The organism is Paenibacillus sp. RC67, from assembly GCF_030020805.1.
Classification (GTDB): Bacteria; Bacillota; Bacilli; order Paenibacillales; family NBRC-103111; genus Paenibacillus_S.
Map to the genome: position 1 here is coordinate 6,122,175 of NZ_CP125098.1, position 25,720 is coordinate 6,147,894.

Consider the following 25,720-nt stretch of genomic DNA (forward strand, 5'->3'; position numbering starts at 1 on the left):
GGATAGGATGAGTTGGATGGACAGTCATTTTTTCGCTTATATGTATCGATTGCGTTACATTGAACGTTGGAGCCTCATGCGCAATGTCGTTAAGGAGAATGTAGCGGAGCACTCGTTTCACGTTGCTTTGCTTACCCACGTTCTCTGCACCATTGCCAATGAGGAGTTCAACCGCAACATACCGACGGACCGTATCGTCAGCATGGCATTATTCCATGATGCTACAGAAGTGTTCACAGGGGATATCCCGACGCCAGTCAAGCATCATAATCCCAAAATATTATCCAACTTCCGCGACATCGAACAGATGGCGGCAGAGCGTTTGTTGGACATGATTCCTCCGAAGTTAAAGCCAATCTACGAACCTCTGATTGATACCAAATCGGCAGGGCTGGATTCTGAGCTTAAACGTTACGTAAAGGCAGCGGATTTGCTGGACGCCTATTTGAAATGCGTAACGGAGCTATCGGCAGGTAATAAGGAATTCGGAAGCGCCAAAAAGCAAATCGAGCATACCATTCAAGAGATGAATATGCCGGAAATGGACTATTTCTTGAAGCATATGGCACCGAGCTTGGAGAAAACGCTGGATGAGTTATCCGAGGAATAATACGCAAAAGCTTGGGGATCAATATCCCTAAGCTTTTTTGCTTGCGTGTGACGCTAAGTCACCTTTTATACTGGCTGTTAGAAAGGAGGGACATGCTTGGATTCAACTATGTATTCGATTAGCCAGTTTGCACAGAAAGCCGGGGTATCGATAAGAACACTTCGTTATTATGACAAAAAGGGTCTGCTGACCCCCACGCACTTTAATAGCTCCGGCTTCCGTCAGTACACAGATTCCGACCTGAGTCGTTTACAGTACATTATCGGGCTTAAATTTCTTGGCTTCACCCTGGATGAGATTCAGATTTTACTGCAAACCGGACCTACACAGCTTCCAGAGATGCTTGCTCAGCAAAAGGCTATGATGATAACCAAAAGAAATCAGCTCGATGCGATCATCCGAACGATGGAGGATACAGAAGCCTTCGTGCAAGCCAATCCCCATGATATGCAATCTATTATCAAAGTGATCCAAGCTATTCCAATGGAACCGATAAACGAATCGCTGCAAAAGCATTTGACTCCCGCTCAGGCTGATAGTATGAAGGAGCTAGTGAAGAGTTCCTATTCCTCCGAGGCCTTGGATAAGGTCATGGAGTATCAATGGAGCAACGAGGATTTACAGCGAAGAAAGCAGGATTACGCTCAGTTCCGAAAAGAACTTCATCGGTTGACGTCCATAGCAGCTGATCCAACCAGTGCGGATGCTCAGAAGCTGGCGGCATTATTAGACTTCATGAATGAACGTTTTTCAGGCGGGGATCCATCCATCAAGCGCGGAATGAAAAATACTTGGACTGGCTTCCAATCGCTACCCGATGAACAGAAAGAGCCAGCCTACCATATCCCGGAGGAAGAAGTCGCCTTTTTGAAAAAAGCGATGACTTTGTATTACAAGAACAAGAGTCTTAATGGATAAACAAAAAAGCTCAAAGGCCTTATGAGACCTGGTCATACCCCTGTCAAGTAGACAGATGAAAAAAGCTAAGCTGCCAACGCGCACCGGTACTCTATCGGTGCACGTTGTTTTAATTTGGCTTGAAAACGGTGGTAGTTGTACTCGTAAATATATTCTTCCACGGCTTGCCGAATTGCCGCTCCTGAATTAAACTGGTTGAGGTACAACTTCTCTGTTTTGAGATGCGAAAAGAAGGATTCGATGCACGCGTTATCCAGGCAGGTTGCTTTGCGAGAGTGGCTGCCTTTAACGCCGAATGCCTCTAATCGTGTGTTGTACGCCTGAGACGTGTATTGGAAGCCCTGGTCCGAATGGAGCACGGCCTCTGAGACGTCTCTTTTTCTTGTCCACTGCGTAATCGTATCCAGCACAAGCTGGAGATCGTTACGTTCAGACAATTGCCAAGCGACAATCTCGTTGTTGAAAAGATCTTGAATAACAGATAAGTAATGGAAATTCGTTCCATCGGAAATATAGGTAATATCCGTAACCATTTTTTGCTGCGGTGCCGTAGCATGGAATTGTCGCTTTAAACGATTTGGATACACAACAGAAGGCGTGTAGTTGGACCGTTTCCGCTTCCTACGTATGACCGACTGGATCGATAATTCTTTCATGATCCGGCATACTTTCTTGTGATTTACTTTGTAGCCAGCCTCCCACAAGGCGGTCGTCATCCGAGGGTAGCCATAGTAGGGATGTGCAAAATGGATGGCCATCATGTGTTCCTTGATCTCATGATCCTTTTCTTGACTTGCCTTTCGCTGAGGCTGTGTGGCTCTCCATTTGTAATAACTGGCCCGTGGTATTCCCGCAATAGCTAACAGGACTGTAATGCCGTGCTGGTGGCGCAGCTCCTCCATGATTTCATAATTCATTCGTTGGGTTGGCGCTTCTCCTTTACTAGATTTGGATACCGCTTTTTTAAGTAATCCACCTGCGCCTTCAGGTAATCTCGTTCTTCCTCAATGCTTTGGAAGGACGTGCGTGGCCGCCCTTTCATTGGATTTGACTCACTTTTACGCACATCGAACGACTCTCCGTTTTGCCATTTTCTCACCCACACCTTCAGTTGAGAACAGTTACGGATCCCTTCTCGCTGAGCTACCACCTTGTAACTCGCAGAACCCTCTACATACGCTCTAACCGCCTTTAATTTGAACTCTTCTGTGTACGTTTGAAATGTTTGTCCTTTTTTAGCCATAAAAAAATCCCCTCCAAGTGGCACTCGACCCTCCATGATAACATGAAGGTTTTTTTGAGTGTCTACTTGAAGGGGATAATACCAACCTTTGAGCTTTTTCAGTCCTATATTAGCTAGCGTAGAAAGGGAATTTCATCAAGGTCACAAGAACAAAGAATACGATCCCTGTGATCACGCTAACCGATTTGATTTTACCGACATAATCTTTGATTTTGCCGCCTGCCGGATCTGCCAAAGCTTTGCGCATTGCGCTGCCAAGTACCCCAGTTAATGCTCCTAGCGCCAGGAACAACACGACCGCAAGAACCATCCACAGCACGCTGTAATGCTGCTTGCTGACCAAGTATCCTCCTGATAATAACCCGATAACCAGTGCCAATTGCCCTGCACGATTCGCTGCGAACAGTACGCTTAAGAAACCGAACTGCGCAGATCCGGACAATGCTTGAATCCGCATAGATAAAAATGGAAGCATAAGATATATCCCCATTAGAATAGCGGATAGCACATGTAAATATACGAACACTTGTATCATTTGGATGCCCCCATCTGCATTAGTTTAATCCTTTTAATTATACCTGATTTCTTCGGACGTAAGCAAATGCTGGCAACCTTTTTCACCATTTTTTAAAGGTTAATTGTGAACAGTTATGCCTTTTTTCGCGGCTCTTTTATCACGCCATTTTGCCAGTATAACGAACAGGGATGGGACAACGATCAAGGTTAGCAGGGTGGAATAAATCAACCCGGAAATGATCGTAATACCCATTGGACGCCACAGATTGCCCCCCATAATCGTCATCGGCAGCAAGCCTCCTATAGCCGTCGCCATCGTAAGCAAAATCGGCCTTAATCTCGCCTTTCCTGCTTCCGCTACCGCTTCATATAGAGGCAGACCTTGCTCTCTCGCCTGCTCGATGAATTCAATAAGAATGATGCCGTTACGTACCACGATTCCCGCCAAGCTGACCAATCCCATTAAAGCCATAAAGCCGATTGGCGAGTTCGTTAAAAATAATCCGATAACCGCGCCTCCAGCGGCCAAATAGACCGTCGATAAGATGAGAATTGGGATCGATAAGGAAGAGAACTGCATGACCATAATAATATAAATGAGTAGAACAACGATAATGGATAGCTTGCCAATGGAGGCGAAGGCGTCGTTCCGCTCTTCATTCTCACCGCCAAATTCGACGGTGTAACCTGTCGGCAGCTTATACTTGCCCATTTCGGTTTTCAAATCTTGAACGATGGCATCAGGCAGCCGATCCTGCGCATAGCTGCGAACAATGATCGTCCGAGTCTGATTGCGGTGATGAATCTGCTTCATCATTTTGCTGCTTTGAATGTTGCCCAGCTCGCGGACCGTCACTGTACCTCCGTTTTGGGTAGGCACATACATTTTTCCCATTGTATCTACCGGATTGGCGCTTCGTTCCTTCGAATAGAGGGATACATCCAACAGCTCTTTGCCCTGCTGCAGCGTCGTAATTTTCAAGCCTTCCGTTGCTATTCGAAGTGTTTGAGATAAGTCTTTATCACTTACGCCGAATAAACGCAGCTTGTCGGGATCCGCCTGAATCTCGATGGTGTTCATATCGATTCCTACATCATCCGATATGCTTACCGTACCTGGAATTCGGCTCAGCATGCCCTTCACGTCTTCCGATAGCTGCCGCAGCTGAACCAGATCGTCACCGCTGATCCTTACTGCAATAGGGGCACCTACTGGTGGGCCTTGCTCGAGCTCACGCGGCGTAATTTCTACATCCTCTGGGAACATCGCTTTGAGCTGCTGCCTCCACACGGTGATGACTTCCTTGGTTCGGATCACCTTCGGATCAATTTTGACAAACAACTGTCCCAGCTCGGTTCCCGACATATCTGATTCGGAATAGTAAAATCTTGGAGTCGAGCTTCCTGAGTACGCCGTTACGAATACGACACCTTGCTGCTTTTGCATCCATTCCGCCGCTTTAGCCAGTGTAAATTCCGTCTCCGCAAATACCCTTCCGGTCGGCAGCTTGAAATCAATGAGCATTTCGTCCTTCTCCGCCGGCGGAAAATACTGTACGCCAAGCAGCGGCAGCAGTCCGAAGCTACTCGTTCCAACCAACAAGGCTACAATACCTGTTAACAGTGGTCGCTTTAAAAAACCGTAAATTTGCTTCCCATATATATTGCTTAGCTTCTGAATTGGCTTGCCTAATAGCCCTGGTGCCGAGTTACCAGTATGTAAGGTCTTTCCCTTCTTCAATATCCGCTCTCCAACCCATTGTCGGAAAATAGGAATAATGGTCAGCGACATAGCCATTGAGGCGGCTAAGGTGAGGGTAATAACGACAGGCAAAGGACGAATGAAGCTTCCGATATTCCCCTTCAAGAAGAACAGCGGCATAAATGCTGCAGCAGTCGCAATCGTCGCCGTAAGGATAGAAACTGCGACATCGCGGCTTCCTTCTAGGGAGGCTTTGGCCGGACTATCCCCCAATTGGAGACGTCTTTGGATGTTGTCATTGACCACGATTGCATCATCTACCAGAATGCCAAGAACTATAACGATGGCAACGATCGTAATCTGATTGAGATCGATTCCTAACGCTTCTACAGGAATGAAACCAACCGTAATAGATATCGGGATAGCAAGCGCAACAATCAATGAAGTCCCGAAGGTTAAGCCAAGAGAACAGACGGCTATAACAACAGCAATCCCGATTAACAGCTCTCGTCCCAGCTCTTTAAATAAATGATCCAGACTTTCTTTTTGCGTAAACAAGGAGCTTAACTTCACATGCGCAGGAAGCTGTGGCTTCAGCTCAGCTACTTTGCTGTCGATTCGCTTTTGAAGCGCCGGAATATCGGCTCCCTTCTCCGCATTAATGACAATATCCAAGGTCGGCTTCCCATTGTGAAGTACACTGACCTCGGTTTTCTTCGGACGCTGCTTAACATCCGCTACATCCTTCACCTTCAACGTCTTGCCGCCTGGAAGTCCCAGAAGCTCTGTATTGGCAATATCCTCGGCAGACTTCCACTCCCCACTCAAATTGACGTAATACGATTTGCTGTCCTTATTGACCGTCCCAAGCGGAACACGATCATGACCGTTCATTAACGCCTGAGCTACAATTCCCCAAGGGAGATGGAACGTGTCCAGCTTCTCGGTATCCAGCACTACGGCTACTTCCTGATCAGGCAACCCCACGATATCCACGTTGCTTACTCCGCTTAACGTAGCCAGCTGCTTCTTCCAGTTTTCCATCGTCGGCCGCAGCCCTTCCAGCTGATCGGAGGTTTCCACTGTAAAATGCAATATTTGCTCGGCAATTTTGCTTAAGTCATCATTCACTTCAGGCTTATGGGCTTCAGCAGGCAGTTCGCTCTCTGCGGACTGTACCTTCTGCTTCAACGTATCCCAGGCGCGTTTAATGTCCGTATCCGCCCTAACCTCAACGTTAATTATAGATACGTTAGCCATAGAATTGGAGCTAAGAATCGAAATATCGCTCATTTCCTTAATCTTTTCTTCTAATGGGCGCGTTACGAACTGCTCCACTTTCTCGGGCGAAGCTCCCGGATAGACCGTCTTCACCAGTGCAACGGTAAGATCAATCTCCGGATTCTCGCGCTGCTTTAGAGTACCAATATTCACGATCCCCATCAAGACAGCCATTATGAAAAACAACAGCGTCACTTTACGGTATTGAATCAGCTTAGCGATCATTCACCGCTCACTTCCATCTTGAACCCAGGCGGGCAGTCCATTTGTACTATCACTTCCGCTATGGCATTAATATAGTCGGGACCACATTGCTTGACGACAAACCATTGATAAGCAACCATTTCCACCATACCAATTTTCGAGTAGGCCGCGATTTCCAATTGCTCTTCTGTGTATTGAGGGAATATGGACAATTCCTTCAGATGCTCTTTAATAATTAACATCATTTCATGATAAAATGCATCCGATATATCTTTAATTTCCTGAGAAGCCACTCCATTGCGATACATAATCTGAAGAATCGTACGGTTATGATAATAGACCGTTAATGCCCGATGGATCATCCAGTAATACACTCCATCGTCTTGGCAGGATTGCTCCGGACCATGCTTGAGCGCAGCAGAGATTTCATCCAAGCACGATTCCGCTATGCCTCGGAACAGATCCTCTTTACCCTGAAAATATAAATAAAATGTCCCTTGAGCTACGCCTGCTTCTCGTACAATATCCGATACCTTAGTTTGATGGTATCCTTGTTCCTCGAAAAGCTTAAGAGCAGCATCGATCATATTCGACTTTTTGTCCTCTGCCACACCCAATCCCCCTTTATATCAATGAACGACATACAAAATGACTGATGAGTCAGTCATTAGTATATTAACATCATTATCCAATCTATGCAACGGTGTCCGCCTTAGGATAATGACCGCCTAATCTACACTGGTGAGATTAAAAAAAAAACCAGCCCGGGACAAGCCCCAGACTGGTTATTAGATAGTACCTATATATTCGTTGGCTAATTAACCAGTCACTACTTTGATTACATTGCGAACGGATTGAGCGGATTTGTCCAGTGCTGCTTTTTCCTCTGGAAGCAATTCCAATTCAAAAATCTTCTCGATACCTTCGCCGCCAAGCAATGTAGGTACGCCCATGAACAGGTTATCGTAGCCATACTCGCCTTGAAGCAATGCAATGGATGGAATGATGCGTTTTTTGTCTTTGATGATAGCTTCCGTCATTTGAACCAAGGAAGCTGCAGGTGCGTAATACGCACTGCCGTTACCCAACAGGTTAACGATCTCGCCGCCGCCTGTACGGGTACGTTGTACGATAGCTTCGATTCGATCAGCTGGGATCAGCTTCTCAATAGGAATGCCGCCAACGTTGGAGTAACGAACCAATGGAACCATATCGTCTCCATGGCCGCCCAATACGAAACCGCGAACGTCTTCAACAGAAACGTTCAACTCTTGAGCGATAAATGTGCAGTAACGAGCTGTATCCAGTACGCCGGATTGGCCAATTACGCGGGATTTAGGGAATCCCAAAGCTTGGAATGCTACATAAGTCATAGCATCAACCGGGTTGCTCAAGATGATAACGATGGAATCTGGGCAATGTTGTTTTACGTTTTCGCAAACGGATCTTACGATACCTGCATTTGTGTTAACGAGATCATCACGGCTCATACCAGGTTTGCGGGCGATACCTGCAGTGATGATAACGATATCGGAACCGGCTGCATCTTCATAGCTAGCTGTACCCACAATGTTGCTATCAAAGCCTTGAACTGGAGAAGCTTCCATCATGTCCAATGCTTTACCTTTAGTAGGGTTTTCCAAAGGTGCGATATCCAGCAATACAACGTCACCAAGTTCTTTTTGAGCAAGCATCAAGGCAGTAGTAGCACCAGTGAAACCAGCGCCTACAACAGTAATCTTTTTACGTTTGATTCCCATTTGAATAGCCTCCTACAAGTTAAATTGGTGGTTAGTTAAACATGTTGCTGCCACGCATGAACCCACAAAACGAAAGCGTGCCGCGAGATGCTTGGCATTAGCTCAAGCCCCCGCGACAGACGCGTTCCTTGCACATATATTCATTATAGTATTTCTGCTGCTCCCAAGACAACTTTCGTCGTCCAGGGTGCCTAACCTCTGGGGTCCTCCTTGGAGAAGGAGGATTTTAGGAGGATGGTATTATGCCATGTGAGCGATGATTTGGTTAGCGAACTCGGAGCATTTTACTTCTGATGCGCCTTCCATCAAACGAGCGAAGTCATAAGTAACCGTTTTGTTGTTGATAGCTGTTTCCATACCTTTGTAGATAAGGTCAGCTGCTTCTTGCCAGCCCAAATGCTCGAGCATCATAACGCCGGACAAGATAACGGAACCTGGGTTAACTACGTCCAAACCAGCGTATTTCGGAGCTGTACCATGAGTAGCTTCGAAGATAGCATGTCCTGTTACATAGTTAATGTTAGCTCCTGGAGCAATACCGATACCGCCAACTTGTGCTGCCAAAGCATCGGACAAGTAGTCGCCGTTCAGGTTCAATGTAGCGATAACATCGAAATCAGTAGGACGAGTCAATACTTGTTGCAATGCGATGTCGGCGATAGCATCTTTTACGATGATTTTGCCAGCAGCTTCTGCATCTTTTTGCGCTTTGTTAGCAGCGTCTGTACCTTGTTCTGCTTTGATTCTGTCGTATTGTGCCCAAGTGAAGGTTTTGTCGCCGAACTCTTGCTCAGCCAATTCATAGCCCCAGTTTTTGAAGGCACCTTCGGTATATTTCATGATGTTACCTTTATGTACCAAGGTAACCGTTTTGCGGTTATGCTCAATCGCATATTCAATAGCGGAGCGAACCAAACGTTTGGATCCTTCGGAGGATACAGGTTTTACGCCGATACCGGAAGTTTCAGGGAAACGAATTTTGTTAACGCCCATTTCATTTTGCAAGAACTCAAGCACTTTCTTAACTTCAGCAGAGCCTGCTTCCCACTCAATACCTGCATAGATATCTTCTGTATTTTCACGGAAAATAACCATGTCAACCAACTCAGGACGTTTAACCGGGGACGGAACGCCGTTGAAGTAACGAACCGGACGGGAGCAAACGTACAGGTCAAGCTCTTGACGAAGAGCAACGTTCAGGGAGCGGATACCGCCGCCAACTGGCGTTGTCAAAGGTCCTTTAATAGCAACGATATATTCGCGGATTGCTGTCAAAGTATCGGCAGGCAACCAGTTGTTGTATTTATTGAAAGCTTTTTCGCCGGCAAATACTTCGTACCAAGCGATTTTCTTTTCGCCTTTGTAAGCTTTTTCTACTGCTGCGTCAAGAACGCGTTTGGAAGCTGCCCAGATGTCTGGACCTGTTCCGTCACCTTCGATGAAAGGAATAATAGGGTTGTTAGGAACGTTCAACTTACCGTCAACAATAGAGATTTTTTCTCCCTCTGTTGGTAGTGCGTAGTTTTCGAATTGTGCCATGTTCTTTGTTTGCCTCCTTAAAATGGTGGTAAAAAAACACAAAATTGAACGGGAGCCGCAGCGCTTGTCCCTACTCCTCAAGGAAATGAGACAAGCTTACTGCAACAACCCGTTGCTTGCTTAAATAATCTTTATTGATAATCGATTAACGATTTTCAATCGGAATGTATTTTTGGTTAGAAAGACCGGTGTATTCTGCACGAGGACGAATCAAACGATTGTTCTCATATTGCTCCAGGATGTGAGCTGTCCATCCGGATGCACGGCTGATAGCGAAGATCGGCGTAAACAAGTCACGCGGGATTTCCAAGGAAGTGTACACGGAAGCGGAGTAAAAGTCAACGTTTGGCTTCAAACCTTTTTGTCCCGTAACCATCTCTTCAATTTTGATGGACATGTTGTACCAGTTCATGTTGCCTGTAATTTTACCAAGCTCCTGGGACATTTTTTGCAAGTGCTTAGCACGAGGATCGCCGTTTTTGTAAACGCGGTGACCAAAACCCATGATTTTTTCTTTATTTTCAAGCTTAGTGTTGATGTAGTTTTCCACGTTCTCGAAGGAGCCTACTTCTTCCAGCATAGCCATTACTGCTTCGTTTGCACCGCCGTGAAGAGGTCCTTTCAAAGCGCCAATAGCCGATGTAACACCGGAGTAGATATCGGACAACGTTGCAACGGTAACACGTGCTGCGAAAGTAGAAGCGTTCAGCTCATGGTCTGCATGAAGAACAAGCGCTTTATCCAAAGCTTCGATTGCCACTTTATCCGGCTCTTTGCCGATCAGCATGTAAAGGAAGTTTTGCGCGATAGAAGTAGCATCGCTCTTAGGAGCGATTGGATCTTTGCCTTCACGAATGCGAGAGAATGCAGCAATGATTGTAGGAATCTGTGCTTGCAATTTAATCGCTTTGCGAAGATTTGCCTCTGGAGACATGTCATTAGCTTCTTCATCATAAAGAGCCAGACAGGATACTGCTGTACGAAGAGCAGCCATGGAATTCGTATCTTTAGGGTACAATTTGATTTGGTCGATAACTTGGCTTGGAACAGGAGCATATGTGTTCAGATCTTTCACCAGTTGAGCCAATTCGGAACGGTTTGGCAATTTGCCGTACCAAAGCAAGTAAACAACCTCTTCAAATGTAGCGTTTTCAGCTAGATCGTCAATGTCAATCCCACGGTATGTGAGAACACCGTCAATAATGGAGCTGATGGAGGACGTAGTAGCAACGATTCCTTCTAATCCTTTTGTAGCAGTCAAAGCAATCTCTCCTTTACGATCAAGTTCATATAGTTACTATACCATATATCATGGTTCTGAAAAAAACATGCCCAAAGCTACCCCATACAGGGTCTGCACTTGCTTTCATGCAGGCGAATAACTTATACATGGAAAAAGAACGTCCCTGCCCATAAGTGAAGTTGTTCACCTATAGAGAACTTCTCATAGTTCTACTATAAATGATTTAACGAACAAAGGAAACAAATTTGGACATAAAAGTTCATTATCAGCACAATAAGAATTGTTTGTTATGGGCTATGAATTTATTCTGAAAGTTTGCTCTCGGCAAAAACGATGGTAAAATAATGTTATTTGAAACTTTGAAGCTTACGGAGGGAATACAATGCCAACCAACCGCAGAATCGGCATCATCGATATCGGTTCCAATTCCATTCGTCTTGTTATATACGAGATTAGCTCTACTCTTGCTTACAGGGTGATCGGCGAGTTCAAGCAATCAGCCAGGCTGAGCCAAAGGATTGGGGCTGACAATGCGCTCTCTTACGAAAACATTCAGTTCATTGTTCGGATTTTGCTCCATTTCAAACAAATCAGCCGTTCCTATCAGGTTACCGAAATCCGAGCAGCCGCAACAGCAGCCATACGGAATGCGGTGAATTCCAAGCAGATCATCGATACGATTCAGGAACTAAGCGGGCTGAGAGTCGATTTATTGTCCGGAGAGGATGAGGCCAGAATCGGCTTTCTCGGTATGATAAACGCTCTGGATGTAGAAGACGGGCTGTTAATCGATATCGGTGGAGGTAGTACGGAGGTCTCTTTATTCCGCAACCGCAAGTTGAAACGAAGCGTGTCTTTTCCTTTTGGAGCTGTGAATACTACTGCAAGATTTGCTGCGGATAATCAAGCAATGGCAGATTTGAATGGTATCCGCCAAATGGTCCAGCAGGCTATTGCGAACGAGCCATGGATCAAGGAACAACCTGGACTTCCTCTGATAGGATTGGGCGGAACGATTCGAAGCCTTTGCAAAATCAATCAAAAGAAACGAAAATACCCGCTTGCACTGACGCATAACTATTCCATGTCCACAGAAGATATGGATGAATTAATGAGTTGGCTGCCTACGCTTACAGCAGAAAAAAGAAAAAAAGTTGACGGACTATCCAAGGATCGTTACGACATCATCGTTCCCGGGCTCGCCATACTGCACACTTTGTATGAAGCCTGCGGCTCCAGTCATTATGTCATTAGCGGCGCAGGACTAAGAGACGGGCTGTTCTTTGAATCCTACCTGTCGGACCAAAATACGTCCTACAGCCTTGCTGAGCGCAGCGCACGCAATATGATAGGCCTTCATTCCTGCGCGCCTATCGAGCATCTGGAGCAGGTAGCTGCCAACGTCACGCAGTTGTTCGATGCGCTTCACAGCATACACGGCTTGGGCAATGGCTACCGTAGCTGTCTTCATACCGCCGCGCTGCTGTATCGTATCGGCGTATCAATCAACTACTATCAGTTCTCCAAGCACTCTTTTTATATGATTGCGAATTCCCGACTGGATGGTCTGAGTCATCGCGAAACCTTATTGTGCGCAGCTATCGCCTCATTCAAAACAAGGGGGAAGGCACAGCAAACCTATCTTCAGTATAAGGAAATTTTACTTGAATCCGATATAGATCTTATCGTAAAGCTTGGGACATTGCTGCAGATTGCAGTAGCTATGGATAGCTCTGAAACGCAAGTCTTCTCTTCCGTTAAGGCGAAGGCTATCCACAATACGGAGCTGAGGCTTCAAGTACAAAAGAAAAACGATCCCTCCCTGGAATATGAAGAGATCGCCGCATTTCATAAAGACTTTAAAAAAATATGGGGTATGAAGCTTACGATAGATGATACTGATGCTTCTTTTTCCATGAACTGATCTTCATCGCTTCGAACTGGCTTCTCAGCGGTTTATCCTCATTGGTCACCCTCACATACATTCCGTTGGACTGCAGCTGTCTAGCCTTGACGTTATCGTTGAGGCTCAGCTCCAGAATGCGAATGAGTGAGTCTTGAATATCCTTATCAAAAACCGGGCACATAAGCTCAATACGGCGAGTTAAGTTTCTCGTCATCCAATCCGCGCTAGATATGTAAATTTCCCGGTCTCCGTCGTTTTCAAAATAAATAATTCGAGAATGCTCCAGAAATCGATCTACAATACTTAGAATTTGAATGTTCTCACTTAAACCCGGTACACCGGGACGCAAGCAGCAAACCCCACGTACGATCAGGTCGATCTTCACCCCTGCTTTGGACGCTTCATACAGCTCATCAACCATCTGCTGATTGGACAATGAGTTGAATTTCGCGATAATCCTTGCTGGTTTGCCCATAGAAGCATGAACCGCTTCACGGCGTATTTTCTCGAACAGCTTATCCTTCAAATCGTTGGGTGCGACGCCAAAAGCCTTCCAATTGTGTGGAGCTGAGTACCCCGTAACTTCATTGAACAAAGCCGATGCATCTTCGCCAATGATTGAATGAGATGTAAAGAGGCCAATATCCGTGTACAGCTTTGCCGTATTATCATTATAATTGCCCGTACCTACGTGAACATAGCGGCGCAAGCCTTCTTGCTCCTGACGTACGACCAATGTGATTTTGGCATGCGTCTTTAAGCCTACAAGCCCATAGACCACATGACACCCTGCCTGCTCCAGCATGCGCGCCCATGCGATATTGCGCTCCTCGTCAAATCTTGCCTTCAACTCGACCACAACCGTCACCTGCTTACCGGATTCGGCCGCACTCGCCAGAGCTTGAATGAGAGGCGAATTCCCGCTGACACGATAAAGCGTCATTTTAATGGCCAGTACTTTGGGATCATAGGCTGCTTGGCAAATAAAATCCGTCATCGCATCGAAAGATTCATATGGGTGATAGACCAGCACATCCTGCTGTCTTAGTGTACTGAATACATCGTCTGTGTCCACCAGCTCGGCAGGATAAGCAGGCTCCACCGGTTTGAAGCGAAGATGGTCGTAGCCCTTTAATGATCCGGACAGCTTCATGAAATAAGTTAGATCCAGAGGCCCTTCGATTTCAAAGATGTTATCCGCAATCTCGAACTCATCCAGCAGCTGATCGAGAGCATAAGGATGAATACCCTTCTGGACCTCCAGACGGACAGGAGAACCCCATCTTCGTCTTCTCAGCTCCTTCTCAATTTCCTCCAGTAAATCCTCCGCTCCCTCTTCATTCAGCGTTAGATCCGCATTGCGAGTCAACCTGAACCCTTGCACCGCAATAGGGATATAACCGGAAAACAGCGTCTGTATATGCTGCTCAATCAGATCTTCCAGCAGGACGAACTCATGCTTCTTGCTGTTGGAGCGGACGGGCACCTCAATGCAGCGAGACAAATTCGACGGAACCTGAACAATGGCAAAATACGGCTCACTCTCGGGGTCTTCCCCCTCTTTCATGAGAACGACCGCCAAATAAAGTGCTTGGGTATGCACGAGCGGAAAAGGACGGCTCTGGTCGACAGCCATCGGCGTCAACACAGGAAAGATAATCTCATGATAGTATTCATCCATCGCTTTGCGCTGCGTCAAATTCAAATCTTCATAATCGGTAAACATAATGCCTTCTTTAGCCAGCTGCCGCGATATATCACGATAGGTTTTATACTGCTCGGCTACCATTTTGGCAGAACGTTTCATTACTCGCTTGAATAAACCTGCGGGGGTATATCCGGTGAAATCTTTTTTTAAGTAACCCGCCTTGATCTGATCCTTGATTCCAGCTACACGGACGCTCATGAATTCGTCCAAATTAGACGAAACAATCGATAGAAACTTCATTCGCTCCAATAGCGGAGTATCCGCATCCTGAGCTTCTTCAAGGACCCGCCAATTAAATTCAATCCAGCTTAAATCTCTATTCAAATAATTCGATGAAGCTTCTCTTTCTCTTTGCGTCATCTCTTTCATATCGTCACGTAACCTCCATCAGAATCGTCCGTTTTCGAAAATGAAAATATGCGTCATGTAACGACATACCGTTTTCATTCTACTTTCTTCATGGTAGTTCGACATTGTCATCGGAGATTAGGTTATTTGTAAATTTTATGTTAAGACGCGTTATGTATTCCGATTCAGCCTTCTTTTTGTAGCAATGCATACAAATCAGGTGCCGCCTTGTCGATTCGAGTGGGCTTCCACTCTTTATTTACCCACACATGCCGTGTCCCCCCACTAACCAGCAACTCTTCACCGCGCCGTATTTCAGAAGTAAACTGCATTCTTAAGTGGGTATAATCTTCAATTCTCGTACGAATCGTTAGGAGATCGTCATATTTGGCAGGCACTCTGAATTTGAGTTCGGCATCAATAACTGGCAGAAGCAATCCATGCTCCTCAATCTTGTGATAGGGCATTCCTAATGAGCGGATCAGCTCCGTCCTGCCAATTTCAAACCAATTCAAGTAGTTGGCATGATAGACAACACCCATTTGATCTGTTTCCTGGTACCGAACTCTAATTTCATGTTCAAACCATGTTGATGGAGACATGTTATCCCCTCCTCGCTGCTATTATGACCCATTGATGAGAGAAAAAAAGAGTGAAACCGATGTATGACGTCGACTTCACTCTTGGGGTGAGACTAACAAGCCTCTTTATATTACAATACGCGGGCACGACCGGAATAAATAACGCCCACTTCCGGATAAATCGATACCTCTGCGCCGTCCTTGATCAATCCCAAAGCGCCATCCACGCCAACGATAACCGGTTTGCTCAAGCTGATACCGACAACCGCCGCATGGGAAGTAATACCGCCAGTTTCCGTAATGATTGCAGCAGCTTTCTCGAAAGCTGGCATATATTCTTTGTCCGTAGTAAGCGTAACGAGAATGCAGCCTTCTACAGCCTTCGCGTTCGCTTCTTCTGGAGTACGGGCCGTAACGACTTTACCCGTAGCGATTTGTGTTCCAATACCTTGTCCCTTGGCAATCATTTCACCGATTTGATGTACTTTGATCAGGTTCGTGGTTCCCGAACGGCCTACCGGTACACCGGCAGTAATGACAACCGTATCGCCCAAGCTAACAAGACCGGCTTTTACGCTGCTGTCCACTGCAAGCTCGAACAGCTCGTCCGTCGTTTCACACATTTCACCCTTGATCGGAACAACACCCCAAACAAGCGACAAGCGGCGAAGCACTTGCTCATTTGGTGTCACAGCGATAATCGGAGATTTAGGACGGTATTTGGATACCATACGCGCCGTATATCCGCTTTCTGTAGCTGTCAAGATGGCACGAGCATCAAGATCCATTGCAGAGTTAGCCACTGCTTGGCTGATCGATTCGGTAACCGTTCTTTGCTGTGCATTGCTTTGACGAATAAAGATTTCACGGTGCTCTAATGCAGTTTCAGCACGCTCGGCAATTTTGGCCATCGTCTGTACGGATTCAATCGGGTATTTCCCTGCAGCCGTTTCACCGGACAGCATAACCGCGTCGGTACCGTCGAAAATAGCATTGGCTACGTCACTTGCTTCCGCACGAGTCGGACGCGGATTACGCTGCATGGAATCCAGCATCATCGTAGCGGTAATAACCGGTTTACCCGCTTGGTTACATTTTTTGATCATTGCTTTTTGCACGATAGGAACATCTTCAGCAGGGATTTCTACACCAAGATCGCCGCGCGCAACCATCAAACCGTCGGATACTTCAAGAATCTCATCCAGGTTTTCTACGCCTTCCTGGTTCTCAATTTTGGAGATGATTTGAATATGCGTTGCATTATGGCGCTCCAAAATTTCGCGAATTTCGATGACGTCACTTGCTTTGCGCACGAACGAAGCAGCGATGAAGTCTACTCCCTGCTCGATACCGAAAATAATATCGTTAGCGTCTTTCTCTGTGATACCTGGCAAGTTGATTTTTACACCAGGAACGTTGACGCCTTTTTTACCGCCCAACAATCCGCCGTTAACGATGCGGCACTTAATTTCTTTATTCGTCAAGTCTACGACTTCCAAGCCGATAAGACCGTCATCGATTAGAATCGTTGAACCGATTTTAACGTCTTTAGGCAAATCTTTATAGGTAATATGGATACGGTCTGCATCGCCAAGCACTTCTTCCGTTGTCAACGTAATGAAGTTGTCCTGAATCAATTCAACCTTTTGATCATCTTTCAGTTTGCCCGTACGAATTTCCGGACCTTTGGTGTCGAGTAGAATCGCCACATTTTTACCAAGCTCCTGACAAGCTTGGCGAACGTTGCGAATCCGGTTGCCGTGCTCTTCGAAATCGCCGTGCGAGAAGTTAAGTCTGCAGACGTTCATTCCCGCATTGATGAGTTTCTTGAACATGTCAAGCGATTCGCTCACCGGCCCGATTGTACATACAATTTTGGTTTTACGCATGATTGTGATTACCCTCCTGAATGTAAGTAAACCTACCGATTTTTCTGAATTTCTGATAACGGTCTTCGATTAATTCCTTCTCTGAAAGCTGCATTAATTCCTTCAAATGCTTTGTTAAAGTTTCTTTAATGACCTCAGCCTGACGGTTCAAATCACGATGTGCTCCGCCGCGTGGTTCAGGAATCACTCCATCTACGACGCCGAGAGCATGAATATGATTGGCCGTAATTTTCATAGAAGCGGCCGTTTCTCCTGCTTTGGACGCATCTTTATACAAAATCGACGACGCCGCTTCCGGCGTGCTTACGGAATAGATGGCATTTTCAAGCATAAATACGCGGTTGCCTACTCCTAATGCAAGCGCACCGCCGCTCCCGCCTTCTCCAACAACTACGCAAAGAATCGGCACACCGAAGGAAGCCATCTCCATCAAGTTTCTAGCGATCGCTTCACTCTGTCCGCGTTCTTCCGCAGCGCCCCCTGGATAAGCCCCTGGGGTATCGATAAACGTAATAATAGGGCGTTTGAACTTGTTAGCCTGCTGCATCAAACGCAATCCCTTACGAAAACCTTCCGGATGAGGCATCCCGAAATGACGGGCGATGTTGTCCTTCGTATCTTTACCCTTCTGATGGCCAACAACTGTAACAGGAATGCCGTCCAAACGAGCGAGTCCCCCTACAATCGCCAAATCGTCACCATAGTGACGATCGCCATGCAGCTCCATAAAGTCAGTGAAAATAAGTTGGATATAATCCAGTGTTGTCGGTCTTTGCGCATGACGCGCAAGCTGAACTATCTCCGCCGTCGTCAGGTTGCTGTATACCTTCTCAGCTTCCTGCTCGTATCGCTGCTCCAAACTGGCGATCTCATCAGAGAAATCAATTTGCTTTTCCGCACCGAACTTGCGCAGATCTTCAATCTTGGCTTTTATATCAAGAAGCTTCTGCTCAAAGGGCAATTCACCGGCCATTTGCCAAATCCCCCTTTACCACATGCAGATCCAGTAATCGGGTCAGCGTATTTTTCATTTCTTTGCGCATGACTACCATGTCCACCTGTCCATGACTCAAGTTGAACTCCGCCGTTTGGAAATTATCGGGAAGCTTTTGACGAATCGTCTGCTCAATAACGCGTTTACCGGTAAAACCAAAAGCGGCGCCCGGCTCAGAAATAATATAATCCCCAAGCATGGCAAAGCTGGCAGAAACCCCTCCGAAGGTAGGGTCAGTAATGACAGAGACATAAAGCCCGCCTTGCTCATTAAATTGAGCCAAAGCTGCGCTCGTCTTAGCCATCTGCATCAGACTGAGAATGCTCTCCTGCATACGAGCTCCGCCCGATGTAGAGAAGATAATCAAAGGATATTGCTTTTGCATCGCATGCTCAATAGCGTTCGTAATTTTCTCACCAACGACCGAGCCCAACGAGCCTCCCATAAAATCAAAGCTCATGACAGCCACAACGACAGGAAAACCGCCAATCGTTCCTTCGCCAGTAATGACTGCATCGTTCATGCCCGTCGCATCGACAGCTTTACGATACTTGCCGACATAATCCGGAAATTCGAGCGGATCCTCCGAACTCATCTCAGCGTCATATTCAAAAAAGCGGCCTTCATCCATGACCATCTGAATGCGTTCGACCGCACTTAATTTGAAGTGATACCCACAGGAAGTACATACCTTCAAGTTTTTGTCCAATTCTTTTGTAAATTGAATCGCAGCGCATTTCGGACATTTGTTCATTAAGCCTTCGGGAATCTCCCGTTTAGGCTTGTCTTCCGGCAAAAGCTCACCGCCGTCACCTGCTCGTGTGACAGACCTATCCGCGCTTGGAATAGTAGCATACTTTCTCTTCTTCTGAAACAAATCTATAAATGACACGATTACACCTCGCTTGCGGTAGAGTTCAAATGTGATCCATTCGGTTCTTAAGACCTATGCAATATGGAATTCAGCACATCTTGAACCTCTTCAAGTTCACCTTCCGGGACTAGAATTTCAAACTGATTTTTCGTCATGTTTATGGCCCGTACCTGAACAAGAAAGCCCTCTTCCGTCAGTTTCTGCTTTATTCTATCTGCAATTTTTGCTGTAGGAGCTATATAAATAACGGTCCACATGAAAAAAGACCTCCCGAACATAATGCACTAATGATATCATATCTTCTCTTTTTCCCGCAAGAAAGGGTTGGCCACGTTCGCTAACGTTTTTATAAAGTGGCGGAAAAAGTAGCAGATTGAATATATCCAGTGCTTGCATCCTGTTCGGGGGCGGTTGTGTAAACCTGTACGATTCAAAAGATTAAGGGCCAGAACCGGGACCGTCGGTCGCATCCGAAGCATCCGCTGAAGCTGAAATATCTTGAGCTTGTAGTTCGTTCGCAGGAGCCGCAGATGCGGTCAGAGCGGACGAATGGTCCAGCTCATCCTGATGACGATGGGCAATACGCGCAGAAGCCGCTGCCGCAAGTCCAGCAACCAGATCATCCAGAAAAACGTGGATGCCAGTAGCGTGATCATTAAGCTCGCGAATGATGCCCAGCTTCTCTTTATCCAAATAGCCGAAGCTCGTCAGGCCGATCATCCCATAGACGTGGACGATTCCAAGCGCGAGCGTCTCGTCGACGCCAAAGAGGGATTCGTCCCGCTCCATAATGGATTGAAGCGGCTCGGGAAGCAGTTTCTTTTCCGCTAATTCATCCAAGGCGATTCCGGTATATAAAGTATATTGAACCTCGCGTTTTTTCAAAATAGCCAAAACACTTTCGACACAATCTTCTTTTTTCAATTGAGCGTTGTAAGGAAGCTGCAGCTTCAAAACGATATCGGCGATCTTATCGATCGTAACACCCCGATTTTTTAACCATTCTACAATGTGCTGATGTGACATGAAACAACGCCTCCTCCATAGCCAGCTAATAACCAAGGGGAACCCGTTCTACTGTCCTGTCCGATGCATGGGACAAGCTATAAGGATAGCGAACGTATTCCATAGCGTGATTCCGGGGGGCATTAGGATGATACCCGTTCACGCTTTCGTGTCCATCGGCCAAGCCGAAAGACAACCCGGGTTACTAAATGTATGCGGAGGAGACGCCGATTATTTCACTTTTACCGTATCTTTACCGAGCAGCTCTTCCATGGCTTGAAACAGCTTAGGAGAAGGCTTCACCTTAAACTGGTCGCTCAGGCTGATCGTTTTTTGGCTCTTCTCGTAATATAAAATGACGGACAGCGGCCCTTCATGTTGAAGGAGCAGCTCTTTGAGCCGGGTAAGTACCTGCGGCTGCTCGTAATCCGCAGCTATTTTGACGTAGACGCGCTGAGTGCGCACCGCTCGCTCGCTTGCAGGCTGCTGCCTCGGTACAGAAGCATCCTGCACCTGAGGCCGCTTGACAGCAGCAGCGGGTCCTGTGGCTGCCGCAGGGCGGCTTCTAGATGCAGGAGGAGACTGCTGCTGCACGCTCCTAGAGGCCGGGTGCTGAGCGGGACGTCGCACCGCTTTTAGCCGCAGGTCCGGATCGCTCAGCGCCAACAGCTGGTCCGCCAGCAGCTTGACGTCCTCATCGCCCTGCTGAAGCTTCGCCCTGACCAGCACTGGCTTGCCCTTCTGAACCAAAGGAGCAAACTGCTTCCACGCCTCAGGGAAGAGGACTACCTCTACCTTGGCTACGCGATCCTCCAGCTCCATGAACGCCATGGCCTGGCCTTTCTTGGTGACGATCGTCTTGCTCGAAAGCACCATTCCAGCCACAATGACTTCACTATGGTCAGGCATTTCCTGAAGAAAATGCAGCGGATCGTGATCCAGCTCACGAAGCACTCCCTCGTAATCATCCATAGGGCTTCCGGATATGTACAACCCGAGCAGCTCTTTCTCCAGATCCAGCTGCTGCGTCATCGTGAACGGACGAATGTCCGGATATTCGACTTCCCAGTTGACTTCTTCGACAAATCCGAACAAATGCAGCTGTAGATCGTCGCGCTCCTTACGCCATTTGACCGCGGCTTCCATCGTTTCCTCCAGCATGGCAAGCTGCTGTGCTCGATGGCCCGGCAAAGTATCCGTCGCGCCGCTCTGGATGAGTGACTCCATTACCCGCTTGTTGCACACGCGCAGATCCACTCGGCGGCATAGGTCGATCAAGCTTTCGTAAGCGCCGCCATCCTTGTGGCGCTCCTGCATGATCGATTCGATAGCCTGCGTGCCGACATTCTTGACTGCGGCGAGGCCGAAGCGAATGGCTGCTGTTCTCCCTCCGGCATCAGGCACGGCTGAACCGGCATCCTCAGCAGCATACTGCGAAGACCCGGAAGCCTTGACGGGCGTGAACACGACACCGCTCTCGTTCACGTCGGGCGGCAGTACAGGGATTCCCATACGACGACATTCATCGACGTATTCTGCCACCTTGTTGTGACTACCCATTACGGCCGTCAACATAGACGCCATAAACTGTATAGGATAATGGGCTTTCAAGTAAGCCGTCTGAAAAGCCAACACACCATAAGCCGTAGCATGCGCGCGAGGGAAGCCGTAATCGGCGAAACGGACAATCATGTCGTACACCTTGTTCGCTTCCGCCTCGGTGAATCCTTGCGATTCACTGCCTCTGACGAAGTGAGCCCGCTCCTCGTCCAGCACTTCCCTCTTCTTCTTGCTGACCGCTCGCCTCAGCAAATCCGCTTCACCAAGACTGAAGCCCGCCATTTTTGAGGCAATCTGCATGATTTGCTCCTGATACACGATAATCCCATACGTGTCGCTAAGGATGGGCTCCAGCGTCGGATGAGGGTATTCCACCTCATGCAGTCCGTGCTTGCACTGGATGTAGCGAGGAATGAATTCCATAGGACCCGGCCTGTACAGCGCCACCACCGATATGATGTCCTCGAATTCAGTCGGGCGCATATCCTTAAGCACCCTGCGCACACCCGGGGACTCCAGCTGGAATACTCCCGTCGTATCGCCGCGGCTCAACAGCTCGTACGTTGTCGGGTCGTTCATCGGAACCTTGTGGAAATCAATATCGACTCCCGTCTGCTCCTTAATCCATTGCAGTGTCCGTTCAATAATGGATAATGTTCTAAGTCCGAGAAAATCCATTTTCAGCAATCCGATGGATTCCAAATGCTCCATCGAATATTGGGTGAGAGCCGTTTGCTCATTACCTTCCTGCAGCGGAACATACTGTGTCAATGGCTCGCGCGAGATGACGACGCCTGCGGCATGCGTGGAAGCATGGCGCGGCATGCCCTCGACCCGCATCGCCAACTGCAGTAGCTCGGCTGTCTTCGGCTGCTTGGCGGCGAGCGCCTTCAGCTCCGGGTTAGCTTCAATGGCTTCCGCTAGCGTCATCCCAAGCTGATGCGGGATCATCTTGGCTGCTCGGTCCACTTCGTTGTAAGGGATGTTCAGCACGCGGCCTACGTCGCGAACGGCTGCCTTGGCAGCCATCGTACCAAACGTAATGATCTGCGCTACGCGGTCATTGCCGTACTTGTCCACTACATAGTCAATAACCTCATCCCGCCGTAAGTCACTGAAGTCAATATCGATATCGGGCATCGTAACCCGCTCTGGATTGAGAAAGCGTTCGAACAGCAGATGATACCGTATTGGATCCACATCCGTTATTTTCAGCACATACGCTACCAGACTTCCTGCGGAAGAGCCCCTGCCCGGCCCCGTGATAATTCCATGCTCATGAGCATACCGAATAAAATCCCACACGATCAGAAAGTAATCGGAGAAGCCCATACGCTCTATAACGGACAATTCATAAGCAAGACGCCCTTCCAATTCGCTGCGGTAGCTGTCCTCACTCCATTGCGGAAGATGGGCATACCTCTCCTCAAGCCCCTTCCGACATAAGTCGGCAAGATGGCTTCCTGCTGTCGCATTATCAGGCAAAGGCTCGAATTGCGGCAAAATCGAGCGGCCGAATTCGAGCTCCAGATTGCAGCGGTCCGCCACGATCCGAGTATTTTCGATCGCTTGGGGCACATGAGGGAACAGGCGCTTCATCTCTTCGTCGCTTTTTAGATACAGCTGCGTGGACGGGAACTTCAGACGTTCCGGATCATCTACCGTCTTGCCCGTACCAATGCAAATCAATATATCCTGAACCTGTGCATCCTCTTCTCTAACGTAATGCACATCATTCGTCGCAATAAGCGGTATCCCCGTATCCTTGCTTAATTTCAGCATGCTTTGCATCACTTTCTTTTGCTCCAGCAGCCCATGATCCTGAAGCTCCAGAAAGAAGTCATCGCCGAAAATATCACGATACCGATTCGCCGCCAGCATCGCTTCTTCATAGCGTTCATGCAGCAAATGCTGCGAAACCTCACTGCCTAGGCACGAGCTGGTGCATATAAGCCCTTCTGAATATTGAGCCAAATGCTTTGGATCGATTCTGGGCTTATAGTGGTATCCTTCCAAATGACCGATCGAGCATAGCTTCATCAAATTCCGGTACCCGGTTTCGTTCTTCGCAAGCAGAATCAAATGATAAATCGGCTGCTCCTGCCGCGTTCCTTTATCCTTAATGGAGCCTGCCGTATAGTAAACCTCGCAGCCTAGAATCGGCTTGATCCCATGCTGCTTGCAAGCTTTATAGAAAGGTATGGCGCCGTACATCACCCCATGATCGGTTAACGCCAACGCTTTCATACCGAGCCGGGCTGCTTGACCGACCAGATCGTCGATGCGCGCCGCGCCATCCAACAGGCTGTATTCGCTGTGTACATGCAGATGGACAAAATCACTCACCTGCGCCGCCTCCCTTTATTCCTGTATCGTCAACCTCAAAATGATGCACGTTGTGCTGCTGCATCTGTTTTTTGAGAGACCGGTTGCTGCTTTTTTAAATAGCTTAGTAAAATTTCTCTTTATTTTATCATAATGCGAACACTTGTACCATAGATTAGACAAGTAAGGCTTATTCGATCGGATGGACGGGATGAGGAGGAATCGGAGTGGTTAGCTTTTTGACGAAATGCGTTCTGGATTTCTTTGTTGCCTTTGGAGTCGTTCTAGGTGGTTCGATGCTGGGGGGAATTGCCGCCGTGCTCATGATGGAGCCCCCAACGTTAAAGATGCTTCACATTTCCGAGCAAATCAAAATCTGGGCGCTTGTTGCTGCTGTTGGGGGAACGATTGACCCGCTCCGGGTCATAGAAAGCAATCTGGTCGGTGGCTATATTTCCCCTGCGATCAAGCAAATACTGCTGATCGTCTTTGCCTTTATCGGAGCCCAAGCGGGAACCTCCCTTATTCAGTGGATCTGCAAAGGAGGCGGCTCTAATTGAGAGTGCCTCCGTTCGAACGGTATACAGGGCTGCTGCAATCAGCCGGGCTCCTCATCTCGGGCATCATCATCGGCAGCGCCTTGTTCCTAAGCATTTACCATCATCAGCTTAACACGCTTTTGATTCAGAACCGCGAGCTCATCGCTCAAAACGACAAGCTGCAGCAGGACAACAATACGTTCAAAAAAACTAGAAATCAACAAAGCACAATCAATCAAATTGATGTTATTGTGGAGTCGAGCCCTCAAGATCCGTTGGACAAGGTGACAGAGCAGGAAATTGAAAAGCGTGTACGGAATGACCTAGCCGTGGTTAAGGGACAAAAAGTATCTGTCATAGCGGAATCCCCTCATATTTATCAAAATCTTATCTCCAAAAAAACGTACCGTGGTATTCTCGACAAGGATTACATCGTCAACACGAAAACCATACTGCTGATTCAAAACGAACTTAAGGTATGGGTCATTGCCGAAGACTTCAAACGCACGACTATGTAAAGATACAAGCGCACTATGAGGGGGAAGACAGAGCTTCTCTTCCCCATTTCATTGCTTTTCCATCTGAAAATCGGTAAAGTTAGTAGAGGTTTGTACGACTTGATTAAAAGGATGTGCCCTTAGCAATGGAAATAACTCAAATGATATTGCCTGTATTAATCGTTATTACTCTAATTATTTCGGTGTTCTACAGCTTTCGCTCTAGAAGAAGTCAGGACCCCAAGCTTCGCGGAATTTATGCTTCCCGGATGAACATTGCCATGGGTCTGATGCTTATCGTCATTGCGATTTCGCAGCTCTTCTTCTTCACCGATTCGAATACACGGCGTGTATTCGGTATTATCTGCTTCTTGCTCGGCATGTTCAATCTTTTCGCAGGCCTGCGCAATCATAGTATTTTCAGCAGACGATAGCCACAGAAGATTTTTAACGCCGCATTTTGCAAGCTCAGCTAGGT

21 protein-coding genes and 1 pseudogene are annotated in these 25,720 nt (G+C 47.3%); 6 read left to right on the forward strand and 16 right to left on the reverse strand.

The features are described from left to right. The first annotated feature begins 16 nt into the window (after positions 1-16). Both yfbR and QMA13_RS27775 read left to right on the forward strand, forming a co-directional pair. Positions 17-610: a 5'-deoxynucleotidase gene (gene yfbR / locus QMA13_RS27770; RefSeq protein WP_282936918.1), complete on the forward strand. Its 594-nt coding sequence runs from the start codon at positions 17-19 to the stop codon at positions 608-610. Between the two features lie 96 nt (positions 611-706). After that, positions 707-1,528, forward strand: coding sequence for a MerR family transcriptional regulator (locus tag QMA13_RS27775; protein ID WP_282936919.1), 822 nt, complete (start codon positions 707-709; stop codon positions 1,526-1,528). 65 nt (positions 1,529-1,593) lie between these two features. Here QMA13_RS27775 and QMA13_RS27780 read toward each other — a convergent pair whose 3' ends face one another. The 8 genes from QMA13_RS27780 to citZ form a co-directional block, all read right to left on the reverse strand. Beyond that, on the reverse strand, positions 1,594-2,445 hold the full coding sequence (locus QMA13_RS27780; RefSeq protein WP_481858037.1) for an IS3 family transposase: 852 nt from the start codon (positions 2,443-2,445) through the stop codon (positions 1,594-1,596). Beyond that, on the reverse strand, positions 2,442-2,771 hold the full coding sequence (locus QMA13_RS36730; RefSeq protein ID WP_481858038.1) for a transposase: 330 nt from the start codon (positions 2,769-2,771) through the stop codon (positions 2,442-2,444). Before QMA13_RS36730 ends, QMA13_RS27780 begins: the two co-directional genes overlap by 4 nt. Positions 2,772-2,880: 109 nt before the next feature. Further along, positions 2,881-3,306 (reverse strand): hypothetical protein, encoded by a 426-nt coding sequence (locus QMA13_RS27785; RefSeq protein ID WP_282936920.1) that lies wholly within the window; start codon positions 3,304-3,306, stop codon positions 2,881-2,883. 99 nt (positions 3,307-3,405) lie between these two features. After that, a complete protein-coding gene (locus tag QMA13_RS27790; protein ID WP_282936921.1) occupies positions 3,406-6,495 on the reverse strand; it encodes an efflux RND transporter permease subunit in 3,090 nt (1,029 codons plus the stop codon). Beyond that, positions 6,492-7,085: a TetR/AcrR family transcriptional regulator gene (locus QMA13_RS27795; RefSeq protein WP_282936922.1), complete on the reverse strand. Its 594-nt coding sequence runs from the start codon at positions 7,083-7,085 to the stop codon at positions 6,492-6,494. Before QMA13_RS27795 ends, QMA13_RS27790 begins: the two co-directional genes overlap by 4 nt. A gap of 207 nt (positions 7,086-7,292) precedes the next feature. Beyond that, positions 7,293-8,234 carry a malate dehydrogenase gene (gene mdh / locus QMA13_RS27800; protein ID WP_028548082.1) on the reverse strand — a complete coding sequence of 314 codons (942 nt, stop codon included), beginning with the start codon at positions 8,232-8,234 and terminating at the stop codon, positions 7,293-7,295. Between the two features lie 240 nt (positions 8,235-8,474). After that, complete coding sequence (gene icd, locus QMA13_RS27805) at positions 8,475-9,773, reverse strand: NADP-dependent isocitrate dehydrogenase (RefSeq protein ID WP_282936923.1); 1,299 nt, start codon at positions 9,771-9,773, stop codon at positions 8,475-8,477. Positions 9,774-9,918: 145 nt separating this feature from the next. Continuing rightward, complete coding sequence (gene citZ, locus QMA13_RS27810; RefSeq protein ID WP_282936924.1) at positions 9,919-11,034, reverse strand: citrate synthase; 1,116 nt, start codon at positions 11,032-11,034, stop codon at positions 9,919-9,921. 364 nt (positions 11,035-11,398) lie between these two features. On the opposite strand from citZ, the gene QMA13_RS27815 reads away from it, so the two are divergent. Then, on the forward strand, positions 11,399-12,940 hold the full coding sequence (locus QMA13_RS27815; protein WP_282936925.1) for a Ppx/GppA phosphatase family protein: 1,542 nt from the start codon (positions 11,399-11,401) through the stop codon (positions 12,938-12,940). Here the strand turns inward: QMA13_RS27815 and QMA13_RS27820 are convergent. From QMA13_RS27820 to QMA13_RS27855, 8 genes and pseudogenes are all read right to left on the reverse strand, one after another. Then, positions 12,900-14,999 carry an RNA degradosome polyphosphate kinase gene (locus QMA13_RS27820; RefSeq protein ID WP_282936926.1) on the reverse strand — a complete coding sequence of 700 codons (2,100 nt, stop codon included), beginning with the start codon at positions 14,997-14,999 and terminating at the stop codon, positions 12,900-12,902. The two genes, QMA13_RS27815 and QMA13_RS27820, sit on opposite strands and share 41 nt — an antisense overlap. 164 nt (positions 15,000-15,163) lie before the next feature. Beyond that, a complete protein-coding gene (locus QMA13_RS27825) occupies positions 15,164-15,580 on the reverse strand; it encodes an acyl-CoA thioesterase (RefSeq protein ID WP_282936927.1) in 417 nt (138 codons plus the stop codon). Positions 15,581-15,690: 110 nt separating this feature from the next. Continuing rightward, positions 15,691-17,448: a pyruvate kinase gene (gene pyk, locus QMA13_RS27830; RefSeq protein WP_282936928.1), complete on the reverse strand. Its 1,758-nt coding sequence runs from the start codon at positions 17,446-17,448 to the stop codon at positions 15,691-15,693. Beyond that, positions 17,441-18,421 carry an acetyl-CoA carboxylase carboxyl transferase subunit alpha gene (gene accA / locus QMA13_RS27835; protein ID WP_282936929.1) on the reverse strand — a complete coding sequence of 327 codons (981 nt, stop codon included), beginning with the start codon at positions 18,419-18,421 and terminating at the stop codon, positions 17,441-17,443. The genes pyk and accA overlap by 8 nt, the downstream gene beginning before the upstream one ends. Continuing rightward, positions 18,411-19,334 carry an acetyl-CoA carboxylase, carboxyltransferase subunit beta gene (gene accD, locus QMA13_RS27840; RefSeq protein ID WP_282936930.1) on the reverse strand — a complete coding sequence of 308 codons (924 nt, stop codon included), beginning with the start codon at positions 19,332-19,334 and terminating at the stop codon, positions 18,411-18,413. Before accD ends, accA begins: the two co-directional genes overlap by 11 nt. Positions 19,335-19,381: 47 nt before the next feature. Next, on the reverse strand, positions 19,382-19,573 hold the full coding sequence (locus QMA13_RS27845; RefSeq protein WP_028548091.1) for a hypothetical protein: 192 nt from the start codon (positions 19,571-19,573) through the stop codon (positions 19,382-19,384). Between the two features lie 295 nt (positions 19,574-19,868). Further along, a pseudogene (locus QMA13_RS27850) lies at positions 19,869-20,342 on the reverse strand (phosphatidylglycerophosphatase A family protein); the annotation flags it as partial. Between the two features lie 210 nt (positions 20,343-20,552). Then, positions 20,553-24,227: a DNA polymerase III subunit alpha gene (locus tag QMA13_RS27855; RefSeq protein ID WP_282936931.1), complete on the reverse strand. Its 3,675-nt coding sequence runs from the start codon at positions 24,225-24,227 to the stop codon at positions 20,553-20,555. A 206-nt stretch (positions 24,228-24,433) separates the two neighbouring features. Here QMA13_RS27855 and QMA13_RS27860 point away from each other — a divergent pair, with 206 nt between their 5' ends. The 3 genes from QMA13_RS27860 to QMA13_RS27870 all read left to right on the forward strand — a co-directional run bounded on the left by QMA13_RS27860 (position 24,434) and on the right by QMA13_RS27870 (position 25,676). Beyond that, on the forward strand, positions 24,434-24,766 hold the full coding sequence (locus QMA13_RS27860) for a YtrH family sporulation protein (RefSeq protein WP_282936932.1): 333 nt from the start codon (positions 24,434-24,436) through the stop codon (positions 24,764-24,766). A 2-nt stretch (positions 24,767-24,768) separates the two neighbouring features. Next, positions 24,769-25,263, forward strand: coding sequence for a sporulation membrane protein YtrI (locus QMA13_RS27865; protein ID WP_481858252.1), 495 nt, complete (start codon positions 24,769-24,771; stop codon positions 25,261-25,263). A gap of 125 nt (positions 25,264-25,388) precedes the next feature. Beyond that, positions 25,389-25,676 (forward strand): YtpI family protein, encoded by a 288-nt coding sequence (locus QMA13_RS27870; RefSeq protein ID WP_282936934.1) that lies wholly within the window; start codon positions 25,389-25,391, stop codon positions 25,674-25,676. Positions 25,677-25,720 lie beyond the last annotated feature (44 nt).

Excerpts from the sequence above, each read along its gene's own strand:
- yfbR (WP_282936918.1), top strand. The coding sequence starts at position 17 with ATGGACAGTCATTTTTTCGCTTATATGTATCGATTGCGTTACATTGAA.
- QMA13_RS27780 (WP_481858037.1), bottom strand. The coding sequence starts at position 2,445 with ATGAATTATGAAATCATGGAGGAGCTGCGCCACCAGCACGGCATTACA.
- QMA13_RS36730 (WP_481858038.1), bottom strand. The coding sequence starts at position 2,771 with ATGGCTAAAAAAGGACAAACATTTCAAACGTACACAGAAGAGTTCAAA.
- QMA13_RS27785 (WP_282936920.1), bottom strand. The coding sequence starts at position 3,306 with ATGATACAAGTGTTCGTATATTTACATGTGCTATCCGCTATTCTAATG.
- QMA13_RS27790 (WP_282936921.1), bottom strand. The coding sequence starts at position 6,495 with ATGATCGCTAAGCTGATTCAATACCGTAAAGTGACGCTGTTGTTTTTC.
- mdh (WP_028548082.1), bottom strand. The coding sequence starts at position 8,234 with ATGGGAATCAAACGTAAAAAGATTACTGTTGTAGGCGCTGGTTTCACT.
- icd (WP_282936923.1), bottom strand. The coding sequence starts at position 9,773 with ATGGCACAATTCGAAAACTACGCACTACCAACAGAGGGAGAAAAAATC.
- QMA13_RS27815 (WP_282936925.1), top strand. The coding sequence starts at position 11,399 with ATGCCAACCAACCGCAGAATCGGCATCATCGATATCGGTTCCAATTCC.
- QMA13_RS27820 (WP_282936926.1), bottom strand. The coding sequence starts at position 14,999 with ATGAAAGAGATGACGCAAAGAGAAAGAGAAGCTTCATCGAATTATTTG.
- QMA13_RS27825 (WP_282936927.1), bottom strand. The coding sequence starts at position 15,580 with ATGTCTCCATCAACATGGTTTGAACATGAAATTAGAGTTCGGTACCAG.
- pyk (WP_282936928.1), bottom strand. The coding sequence starts at position 17,448 with ATGCGTAAAACCAAAATTGTATGTACAATCGGGCCGGTGAGCGAATCG.
- accA (WP_282936929.1), bottom strand. The coding sequence starts at position 18,421 with ATGGCCGGTGAATTGCCCTTTGAGCAGAAGCTTCTTGATATAAAAGCC.
- QMA13_RS27845 (WP_028548091.1), bottom strand. The coding sequence starts at position 19,573 with ATGTGGACCGTTATTTATATAGCTCCTACAGCAAAAATTGCAGATAGA.
- QMA13_RS27870 (WP_282936934.1), top strand. The coding sequence starts at position 25,389 with ATGGAAATAACTCAAATGATATTGCCTGTATTAATCGTTATTACTCTA.